Raw genomic sequence first — 10,453 nt, 5'->3', positions numbered from 1 at the left:
ACCCCCACCCGACGGGCGGCCTCCAGGAACAGCGCCGGGTCGGGTTTGGCCGCCAACCCGAGCCGTGCCACGTCGACGCCGTCCACACGGGCGTCGAAGAGGCCGTCGACCCCGGCCGACCGCAGCACCCTGGCACAGTTGCGGCTGGCCGAGGCCGCCGCCACCGGCACGCCCGCCGAGCGCAGTGCGCGCACGAACTCCACCGTCCCGGGAAAGGCCCTGACCCCGTACCGGGACACGAAGTCCAGGAAGTACCCGTCCTTGCGGTCGGCCAGCCAAGCCGGCGTCACCCCCTCGGCTCCGTCCGGCGACGAGTCCTCGGGCAGATGGACACCACGTGAGGCGAGGAAGGACCGCACCCCCTCCGCGCGCGGTCGGCCGTCGACGTGGCGCAGGTAGTCCTCGCGCATGTCGAAGGGGCGGAAACGCGTGCCCTCGGCACGGGAGCGTTCGAGCAGGAAGGCGTCGAAGACGCGCTTCCACGCCGCGGCGTGCACCGAGGCCGTGTCGGTGATGACTCCGTCGGTGTCCAGGACCGCCGCGCGTACGCGGTCGAGGGCCAGGCCCCTGTCCTCCCCCGTGTCCATGTGGTCGGCTCCTTCCCACCCGGTCGGCGAACGCCCGGTCGGGGGCCCGCCTCCACCGCGTCCACCGGTGCGGCGCCGGCTCCCCGAGTCCGTCCTCAGAGCCGCAGCACCGCCGCCCCGTCCACCCGGTCGGCGGCCAGGTCCGCCAAGGCGAGGTCCGCGGACTCGAACGGGTACGGCGTCACGGTCACCGCCAGCTCGTGCCCGGACGCGAAGTCCAGGAACTCGCGCGCGTCCGCGCGGGTGTTGGCGGTCACGCTGCGCAGCGAACGCTCCTGGAACAGGTGCCTCCGGTAGTCCAGGGGAGGGATCACGGACAGGTGGACACCGGCCACCGCGAGGGTCCCTCCCCGGTCGAGGGCCCTGAGCGCGGTGGGCACCAGCTCTCCCACGGGAGCGAACAGGATCGCGGAGTCCAGCGGTTCCGGAGGCGTGTCGTAGGCGCCCGCCGCCGAGTGGCAGCCCAGTTCCAGGGCCAGCTCGCGGGCCCGCCGCGACCGCGTCATCACGTGCACCGTCGCCCCCCGGGCGAGGGCGACCTGGGCGGTCAGGTGGGCGGAGGCACCGAACCCGTATATGCCGAGCACCCCGCCCTCCGGCAGTTCGGCGCGGCCGAGGGCGCGGTGTCCGATGACCCCCGCGCACAGCAGCGGCGCCGCGGTCGTGTCCGGCAGTGCCTCGGGAAGGGGGTGCACGAAACGCTCGTCGGCGGTCAGGTAGCGGGCGAACCCGCCGTCGCGGTCCCAGCCCGTGTAGGTGGAGTCCGGACACAGGTTCTCGTCACCGCGCAGGCAGTAGCCGCACTCGCCGCACGTGGAGGCGAGCCAGGCGACGCCGACACGGTCCCCCGGCGCGTACGAGTCCGCGTGCGGCCCGAGGGCGTCCACCCGGCCGACCACCTCGTGCCCGGGGACCGTGTCCGGACGGCGCGGCGCGAGGTCTCCCTCGGCCAGGTGCAGGTCGGTGCGGCACACGGCGCAGGCCAGCACCTCGATCAGCAGCTCGTGCTCCCGGGGTTCGGGGACGCGCCGGCGCACACGGCTCAGGGGTCCGCTCGCGATCGGTCCGGGACGGGTCACCGCCCAGGCGTCCATCATCGGTTCCATACGGCGAGTCCAGCACGGCGGCGGTGGCCGGGCCAGGGGTCCACGGTCCCGGGACCGGAGGCCTTGTGCCCCCGACGCCCGGACGTTGGACCGTGGCGTGCGCCACGCCCCGGGCGTGACACTCGAAGACGGAGAACGAGCGGTTCGAGGGAAGGTGCGCCGTGCGTGAGAACATCCTCGTCGGAACGGACGGGTCGAAGAACGCGCTGGTGGCGGCCGAGTGGGCCGTCCAGGAGGCACGACGGCGGGGCGGTACGGTCACCGTCCTCGGCGTCTATGACGCGGACGTGGTCCTGAAACTGGTGATGAGACCGTCGGACCTGCTCGAACGCGAGGCGCACAGGGCCGTGAGGGCCACGGTCGAACACGTCCGTGCGGGTGCTTCCGACGTCAAGGTGGTCCCCCGGACGAGTCCGGCGGCGTCGTCGGTCCAAGGACTGCTGCGACATTCGGAGTCGGCGTCGATGCTGGTGGTCGGCGCGCACGGGGTCAGCGCCCTGCTCGGAACCCGGCTGGGCTCGGTGGCCGATCAGGTGGCCGCGCACGCCCGGGTGCCGGTGGTCGTGGTGGGACCCGAGCCGGTTCCGGAGGACGCGCGCGAGGTGGTGGTGGGCGTCGACGGCTCCCCGGGTTCCCGAAGCGCGGTGTCCGCGGCGCTGGAGTCCGCCTCGGCGGGCGACGGCCCCGTACGCGCCGTCTGGGCCTGGTCGGCGCCGACCGACATGGTCCCGTACCGGTCCGACTCGGAGGAGGAGCTGCGGCGGTGGCACATCCAGGAACTGGAGGGGGCCCTGGAGCCGGTACTGGCCCGCCACCCGGGCACCGAGGTGGTGCGCGAGGCGCCGCGTGACCACCCGGTCAGGGCCCTGCTGGCGCGCACGCGGAACGCGCGCCTGTTCGTGGTGGGAGCCCGAGGCGGGCGCGGCTTCGCGCAACTGGCCCTGGGCGGGGTCGCCCGCGGTGTCCTGTACCGGTCCGAACGTCCCGTGATGGTGGTCCACCGCTCCCAGGACTGAGAGAAGGGGCGGCGGCTCCCTCACCCGAGGTCGTCGGGAAGGGGGACGCTCCACCGCACAACGGTCCCGCCCTCCGGGCCGGGACCGGCCTCGAAGGTCCCTCCGAGCCGCGCCGCGCGCTCGGCCAGATTGCGCAGACCGCTGCGGCGGCCACCGGGACGCAGACCCGCGCCGTCGTCGCGGACCTCGACCGTCAGGTCGCCGTTCACCGCCACCCTGGCGTCCACACGCCCGGCCCCCGCGTGCCGGGCCGCGTTGGACAGCGCCTCCTGGAGCACGGCTACCGCCTCGTCCGCGATCCGTTCGGGAACACGGCTGTCGAGGGGCCCGTCCATCCGGAGCCCGACCGCGAAGCCCAGGGACGGGGCGGCGACGTCGACCGCGTCCACGAACCGGTCACGCGGCCAGGGCTTCTCACGGTCCTCGCCCACCGTGGTCAGGGCGAAGATCGTCGTCCGGATCCGGCGGACGGTGTCGTCGAGGTCGTCCACCGCCCTCCGGACGCGTTCGGCGGCCTCGGGGTCGTCGATGCGGCCCCGTACCGCCGTCAGGGACAACGCGACCGCGAACAGCCGCTGGATGACGGTGTCGTGCAGGTCGCGCGCGATGCGGTCCCGGTCCTCCAACACGCTGACCCGCTCGGCGTCCGAGCGCGCCGCCGCGAGTTCCAGGGCGATCGCCGCGTGTTCCGCGAAGGCCTGCAGCGTCCGCGCCGTCGAGGAGGGGAAGGGCTCGTCCCCCTCCCCCCTGCCCAGGCACAGGACGCCGCGCGCGGCGTCCCCCCTTCCCAGCGGGACCAGCAGGACGGGGCCGAGGCCCATACCGTGCAGCAGCGGAGCGCCGTGCCGACCGGGACGGGACAGGTCCGTGGACACCGGTTCGCCGGAGACGTAGGCCCTGCCGACCAGGGATCCCTCCACCGCCACACTGCGCTCTCCGAGGCGCTCGGCGCCCTCGCCGCTCGCCGTCCGCACCACGAGCTGCCGCCCGGAGGGGTCGGGGCCGACGATGACGGCTGTGTCGGCCCCCGACATCCGCCGGGCCCGCTGGGTGATCATGAGGAGGACGCTGTCGGCGTCCTCTCCGCTGAGCAGATGGGTCTTGACCTCGTCGGAGGCGTCCAACCACATCTCGCGGTGCTGTGTGCGCTCGTAGAGGCGGGCGTTCTCGATCGCCGCTCCCGCCGCCGAGGCCAGCGCCACCACCACGGACTCGTCGGCCTCGTCGAAACGGTCCCCTCCGCGCTTCTCGGCGAGGTAGAGGTTGCCGAACACCCTGCCGCGCACCTGGACCGGCACCCCCAGGAAGGAGCGCATGGGCGGGTGCCCCTCGGGAAAGCCGTGAGAGGCGGGATGGGCGGAGATGTCGTCCACGCGCAGCGGCCCCCGGGACCGGGCCAACAACCCGAGGACGCCCCTTCCCTCGGGCCAGCGCTCTATCCGGGCGATCCGCGTCGCGTCGACGCCGACCGGGATGAACTGCTCCAGGCGGCCGTCGTGCCCGACCACGCCCATGGCTCCGTACCGGGCACCGGCCAGGTCCATGGCGGCCTCGACGATCCGGCGCAGGGTCTCGTGCAGGTCCAGGCCGTCACCGACCACGACCACGGCGTCCAGAAGCGCACGGAGGCGTTCGCGGTCGGCCAGCGCCTCGCCGACCAGAGACCGCAGTTCCCCGGGCAGGCGGGCGAGCTCGGCTTCCACGGCCCGCCCGCCCGTCGACCCGCTCCGGGGCCGGACGTTCTCGCTCACAGCCACCACCTCGCGATTCACCACCGCGCTCGGCCTCGTTCCATCCTAGGTACGCGCGGCCCGTGAGGCGAAGGTTGTCCCCGGTACGGGTCCAACGTCCCCCTACCGGGGGCCGTTCGCTCCGGTGCGCGGCGGAGCGGCTCCGGGCAGGTTCGGGGTGAGCACGATGGGCCGGACGGGTTCCCGGGATGGGAGGCCCCCATGACCAAGACCGTCGGCGACCTGATGACCACGAGTGTCCTGGCCGCCCGGGACGACGCCGGGTACAAGGAACTGGCCGCCTTCATGCGGGACCACCATGTCAGCGCGGTGCCCGTGGTGGACGGCGGGCACCGCGTCCTGGGCGTCGTGTCGACCGCCGATCTGCTGCTCAAGCTCGCCGACCCCGATCCGGAGGAGGGGTACACCGGCGAGCCCTTCCGTGAGCGGCTCGCCCGGATCAAGAGCACGGGCACGACGGCTCGCGAGCTGATGACCTCTCCGGCGGTCACCGTCACCGCCGCCACCGCGCCCCGTGAGGCGGCGGGGCTGATGAGACGGCACGGGTTCAGGCGGCTGCCCGTGGTGGACGGGGACGGGCGCCTCGTGGGCCTGGTCGGCCGGTCGGACCTGCTGCACGTGTACGCGGTGGACGACGCGGACCTCGAACGGCGGGTGCGGGAGGACGTCGTCCGCGGCCGGTTCGGGCTGACCGACGTGGAGACCGGCGTCAGCCACGGCGTGGTCACCCTGAGCGGCGAGGTCGCGCGCCGGTCCGACATCCCCCGTCTGGCGCACGCGGTGCGCGACGCCGAGGGCGTGGTCCACGTCCGCTGCCACCTGACCCACCGCCTCGACGACCTCACCCTCGGAGGAGCGTCCCGATGAGCCGCTGGACGCTGGTCTACGAGGGGCGGGACCCGGATGGCCAGGGCGTACGCGAGACCCTGTGCACCTTGGGGAACGGTTACTTCGCCACGCGCGGCGCGCCGCCCGAGGCCCGTGACGACGGAGTCCACTACCCGGGCACCTACGTCGCCGGCTGCTACGACCGCGCCGTCTCCGAGGTCGACGGGCACCGGGTGGAGAACGAGGACCTGGTCAACGCCCCCAACTGGCTCCCCCTGACCTTCCGCGTCGGTGACGGCGACTGGTTCGAACGACCGGACCCGGCACTCCCGCAGCGCACCGAGCTGGACATGCGCCGAGGAGTGCTGACGCGGACCTTCCACGTGGTGGACGACGGCAGGAGGACACGGGTGGCCCAACGGCGCCTGGTGTCGATGGACGCCCCGCATCTGGCCGCCCTGGAGACCACCTTGGTGCCCGAGGGCTGGAGCGGGACCGCGGTCGTCCGGTCCGCCCTGGACGGGAGGGTGGCCAACCGCGGCGTGGCGCGCTACCGCGACCTGAACGGACGTCACCTCCACCCGCTGGGCACCGGCTCCGACGGCCCCGGCCTCGACTGGCTGCGCTGCCGGACCCTGTCCTCGGGCGTCGAGGTCGCGCTCGCCTCCCGGACCCTGGTCTCCCAGGGACCCCGGCCCGCGGCCCGTGAAAGCCCCGCGGGCGACGGCTGGGCGGCCACCGACCTGACCCTGGACCTGAGGAGCGGTGAACAGACCACCGTGGAGAAGACGGTGGCCCTGTACACCTCGCGCGACCGCGCCGTCGGCGACATCCTCGACGCGGCCCGCGACGCCCTGGAACGGGCGGGCGGATTCGACGAACTGCTGCGCCGACACACCACCGCCTGGCACCACCTGTGGCGGTCCTGCGCACTGGAGGCCGGGGACGAGGAGGAACAGCGGGTCCTCAACCTGCACCTCTTCCACCTCCTGCAGACGCTGTCGCCCCACACGGCCGACCTCGACGCGGGTGTTCCGGCGAGGGGCCTGCACGGTGAGGCCTACCGCGGCCACGTCTTCTGGGACGAGCTGTTCGTCCTTCCCTTCCTCAACCTCCACTTCCCCGAGACCGCGCGAGCCCTGCTGCGCTACCGGTGGCGCAGACTGCCCCAGGCGCGGGCCATCGCCCGCGCCGCGGGGCTGAGGGGCGCTCTCTTCCCCTGGCAGAGCGGGAGCGACGGCAGCGAGGAGTCCCAGAGCACACACCTCAACCCCCGCTCGGGGAGGTGGATCCCCGACCACTCGCACCTGCAGCGCCATGTCGGGCTCGCGGTCGCCTACAACGTCTGGCAGCACCACCAGGCCACCGGCGACACCGCCTTCCTGACCGGGTTCGGCGCGGAACTGCTGTTGGAGGTCGCCCGCGCCTTCGCGGACATGGCCGTCTACGACAAGGCTTTGGACCGCTACGTGATCCGCGGTGTGATGGGCCCCGACGAGTACCACGACGGCTACCCCGGCCGCGAGGACCCCGGTCTGGACGACAACGCCTACACCAACCTCATGGCGGTGTGGGTCATGCTGCGGGCGCTGGACACCCTGCGGGCGCTGCCGGGCCCGAGCCGCAGGGACCTGGAGGAGTCCCTCGGGCTGGACGCGGACGAGGTCGAGCGGTTCGAGACCCTCACCCGCAAGATGCGCGTCCCCTTCCACGAGGGAGTCATCAGCCAGTTCGCCGGTTACGGGGATCTGGAGGAGCTCGACTGGCGGGCCTGCCGCGGCGTCCGGCGCCTGGACCGCTTCCTGGAGGCCGGGGGCGACAGCTGCAACCGCTACAAGGCGTCCAAGCAGGCCGACGTGCTGATGCTGTTCTTCCTGCTACCCGCCGAGGAGATCGCCGACATGCTGCGCCGCCTCGGCTACACCTACGATCCCGGGCTCATCCCCCGCACGGTCGACTACTACCTCGCACGCACCTCGCACGGGTCGACCCTCAGCTCCGTGGTGCACTCCTGGGTGCTGGCCCGGACCAACCGGGAGGAGTCCTGGGACTTCTTCCGCAGGGCGCTGAGCACCGACGTCGACGACGTCCAGGGCGGGACCACGGCCGAGGGCATCCACCTGGGGGCCATGGCGGGCACCGTCGACCTCCTCACCCGGTGCTACACCGGCCTGACCACACGCGGTGGAGCCCTGCACCTGAGCCCCCTGCTGCCCGCCGAACTGGACCACCTCTCCTACGGACTGCGCTACCACGACCACTGGGAGGTGGGCGTGGACGTGCGCCGCGACCACGTGCGGGTCACCCTGCCACCCTCGGCCGGGCCGCCCGTCCGGGTCCGCGTCAAGGAACGCCACGCCCTGGTCGCCCCCGGCTCGTCCTGTGTCCTACCCCTGCGGTGACCGGGCCGACCTAGCGCTCCGACCGGTGTGCACGCGCGCCACGACCACCGGGACGGGGCTGCGGTGCAGCACCTTCTGGCTGACCGAGCCCAGCAGCAGCCCCCGGAAGCCCCCCGTGCCACGGGAACCGACGACGACCACGTCGGCGGTGCCCGCGGCCTCGACGAGGGCGTGAGCCGGGTGGTCGTGGCGTACGAGGACCAGGATCCGGACCGCGACGTCCCCGGTCCGCTCGTCGCGGGCCTCGTCCACCATGCGGTGCATCCGCCTCTCGGCGTGCAGCATCACGGCCTCCGGTCCGACCAGGTCCAGCGTCAGCCGGCCCACCGCCTCCGCCGAGGGGCGGACGTGCAGGACCGTCAGGCGCGCGCCGCGCCGGGCGGCCTCCTCCAGCGCGAACCGCAGGGCGGCGTCCGAGTCGGGGGAACCGTCCACACCCGCCACCACGTGGCCGCACCGCTCCAAGGACGCCTGCGGCGGCACCACCGCCACGGGGCACGCGGCATAGGCGCACACACGGGGTCCCACCGCATCCGGTGGGAACCTCAGGGCGTCCGGCCCCCGGGAGCCCACGACGACCAGGGCGGCCCGACGCGACGCGGCGACCAGCGCGGCGGACGGATCGGCTCGCACCGACTCGGTGCGGACCGCGAGTCCGGGGTGGTCCCGGGCCGCCAGGGCGGCTTCCTCCGCCGGAGCGTGCCCCGCCCCGCCGTCCCCGTGGCCGAAGAGCGACGTCCGGAGGCGGACGAACGGCTCTCCGGGGTGCTCCGCGCCCTCCGCGCGCACGACGACCAGCTCCGCCCCCCGGTCGGCGGCCTCCGCGGCGGCCCAGCCCACCACCGTCCAATCCCTGGAGGTGTGGCCGACACCGACGACGACCGGACCGCCCGTTTCCCCGACGGTGTCCACGCCCTTCCCGACCACTGCGCTCCTCCTCCATCACCCGAACGGCGGTGCGGGGCGACGTCGCCCCGAGGGCGCACACGGCGGTGCGCGACCGTCGCACCGGACCGTCGGTGTCGTCCTACCCCGTGACGCGGCCTCCTTCCGGGTTCTCCGGAGAGCGGTTCCGGGATCAGTCCCCGCTCCTCCCCGAGCGGGAACGCGCCACGACCACCGGCACGCGGGCGTGGTGCAGCACCGTCTGGCTGACCGATCCCAGCAGGAGACCGGCGAAACCACTGCGTCCCCGCGAACCGACGACGATGAGGTCGGCATCATCGCCCCTGGTCAACAGTGCGTGGGCGGCCTGATCCTGAACGACCTCGACCCGCACCGGAACGTCTCCGGTGCGCTCGGTGCGGGCCTCTTCGACCAGGGCACGCACGTGTTCGTCGGCGCGCGAGACCAGGTACTCGCGGACCGCGGCGTGCGCGGCGGGATCCAGCGCCGTGACGTCGACGGGGTTCGGTATCTCCCAGGCGTGCACCGCCACGAGTTCGGCGCCGGTACGGGCCGCCTCGTCCAGGGCGAAGCGCAGCGCGGCCCGTCCGCCCGCGGAACCGTCCAATCCGACCACGACGCGCCCGCGCTCCCCTCGCACACGGGGATCCCCTCCGCCGACAGCCTCGTCGGGGCCCGGCACCACGGCGACGGGACATGTCGCGTGAGCGCTGACGCGGACGCTCACCGAGCCCAGGAACACCGAAGCGGTACCGCCCAGGCCGCGCGAGCCCACGACGGCCATCTCAGCCGACCGCGAGGCCGTGAGCAGGGCGCGGGCCGGATCCAGTTTGGAGACCTCGGTGCGCAACTCCAATCCGGGACGGGTCCGCGCAACGTGGTCGACGGCTTCCCGGAGCAGGCGCTCGGCCCAGTCCGCGAGCTCCGGTGTGGGCGGCACCCGCCCCGTGAACCCCAGCGGCGCGCTGATCACGGGCATGCTCAGTGCGTGCAGGACCAGCAGTTCCAGACCGCGGTCGGCCGCCGCCCGGGCAGCCCAGTCCAGTGCCGCACGGCTCCCCGGTGAGCCGTCCACACCCACGACGATCCCCTCCGTGCCGCGGTGTGCCCGGACGCCCTCCTCGTCGGTGGTACCCATGGGCGCGGTCCTCTCCTCGAAGGCGCGTCCACGGGACGCGCTCTGCGTCGGTGGGCGGGCGGTGTCCGAGCGTCGCGTACCGGTCCCACAGCGCGGGACGCCCCCCTGTGTCGGCTCCACCGGAGGAGCTGCGCGCGGCGACGGGGCGCGCGTTCCGAAACCCGCGATCCCCCCTGTCGGGACACCGTCATGTACCCGTTCCTTCGAGCCTGCCCGGAAACCCTCTTGAGGGTTAGAGCCGTCGTACCCGGCGTGAGACGACCTTCGTCCTTCGTCCCGGTCCGGCCGTCCAGCTACGCTGCCGGGGTTCACGTTCAACGAGGGGCGCCACACCCACCGCACGTGGCTGGCCGAGGACGGGATCCCCGAGGTGGCCCGCGCGGCCAGGTTGGGGCACAGGGTGCCGGGGATGGCCCGGGTCTACGAGCACGTGACCCCGCAGATGAGGCGGCGTGTACTCAGCGTGCTGGAGAACCGGTGGGGGGAGCGTGACGGCTCTCACGGCCCGGGAGCGCGCGTGGCTCTTCGCCGTGGCGCCGACGCTCGGAGAGCACTACCGTGGAAACAGCGAAAGCGGGCTCCGAGAGGAACCCGCTTCGAAGACGATCTCCCAGATATCTCCCAGTCTGGGCTGACCGGTCTTCGCTCACATGTCAGATAAACCCTCTGACCTGCGGTGATGCTGGTGGGCGATACAGGATTCGAACCTGTGACCTCTA

8 protein-coding genes are annotated in these 10,453 nt (G+C 73.4%); 3 read left to right on the top strand and 5 right to left on the bottom strand.

The window, feature by feature from the left end; translation table 11 throughout:
* Nucleotides 1-587, bottom strand: a 587-nt coding sequence (locus DQW06_RS03935; RefSeq protein ID WP_117197977.1) for an HAD family phosphatase, incomplete at its 3' end; no start/stop codon positions are given.
* A 95-nt stretch (nucleotides 588-682) separates the two neighbouring features.
* On the bottom strand, nucleotides 683-1,693 hold the full coding sequence (locus tag DQW06_RS03930) for a zinc-dependent alcohol dehydrogenase family protein (RefSeq protein ID WP_117197976.1): 1,011 nt from the start codon (nucleotides 1,691-1,693) through the stop codon (nucleotides 683-685).
* Nucleotides 1,694-1,854: 161 nt separating this feature from the next.
* Here DQW06_RS03930 and DQW06_RS29745 point away from each other — a divergent pair, with 161 nt between their 5' ends.
* Nucleotides 1,855-2,709 carry a universal stress protein gene (locus DQW06_RS29745; protein ID WP_117197975.1) on the top strand — a complete coding sequence of 285 codons (855 nt, stop codon included), beginning with the start codon at nucleotides 1,855-1,857 and terminating at the stop codon, nucleotides 2,707-2,709.
* 20 nt (nucleotides 2,710-2,729) lie between these two features.
* Here DQW06_RS29745 and DQW06_RS03920 read toward each other — a convergent pair whose 3' ends face one another.
* A complete protein-coding gene (locus DQW06_RS03920) occupies nucleotides 2,730-4,460 on the bottom strand; it encodes a GAF domain-containing protein (RefSeq protein WP_232832948.1) in 1,731 nt (576 codons plus the stop codon).
* Nucleotides 4,461-4,661: 201 nt separating this feature from the next.
* Between DQW06_RS03920 and DQW06_RS03915 the strand changes: the two genes are divergently transcribed.
* A complete protein-coding gene (locus DQW06_RS03915; protein ID WP_117197974.1) occupies nucleotides 4,662-5,327 on the top strand; it encodes a CBS domain-containing protein in 666 nt (221 codons plus the stop codon).
* Nucleotides 5,324-7,690 (top strand): glycoside hydrolase family 65 protein, encoded by a 2,367-nt coding sequence (locus DQW06_RS03910; RefSeq protein ID WP_117197973.1) that lies wholly within the window; start codon nucleotides 5,324-5,326, stop codon nucleotides 7,688-7,690. The genes DQW06_RS03915 and DQW06_RS03910 overlap by 4 nt, the downstream gene beginning before the upstream one ends.
* Here DQW06_RS03910 and DQW06_RS03905 read toward each other — a convergent pair.
* Together DQW06_RS03905 and DQW06_RS03900 are read right to left on the bottom strand one after the other, a co-directional pair.
* On the bottom strand, nucleotides 7,676-8,617 hold the full coding sequence (locus DQW06_RS03905; RefSeq protein ID WP_117197972.1) for a universal stress protein: 942 nt from the start codon (nucleotides 8,615-8,617) through the stop codon (nucleotides 7,676-7,678). The two genes, DQW06_RS03910 and DQW06_RS03905, sit on opposite strands and share 15 nt — an antisense overlap.
* Nucleotides 8,618-8,768: 151 nt before the next feature.
* On the bottom strand, nucleotides 8,769-9,734 hold the full coding sequence (locus tag DQW06_RS03900) for a universal stress protein (RefSeq protein ID WP_117197971.1): 966 nt from the start codon (nucleotides 9,732-9,734) through the stop codon (nucleotides 8,769-8,771).
* Between the last annotated feature and the right edge of the window lie 719 nt (nucleotides 9,735-10,453).

The sequence above is a fragment of the Nocardiopsis sp. TNDT3 genome (genome assembly GCF_003427465.1).
In the GTDB taxonomy this organism is placed as follows: domain Bacteria; phylum Actinomycetota; class Actinomycetes; order Streptosporangiales; family Streptosporangiaceae; genus Nocardiopsis; species Nocardiopsis dassonvillei.
The sequence above is the reverse complement of the archived record's forward strand: the minus strand, read 5'-3'. Positions and strand labels throughout refer to the sequence as shown.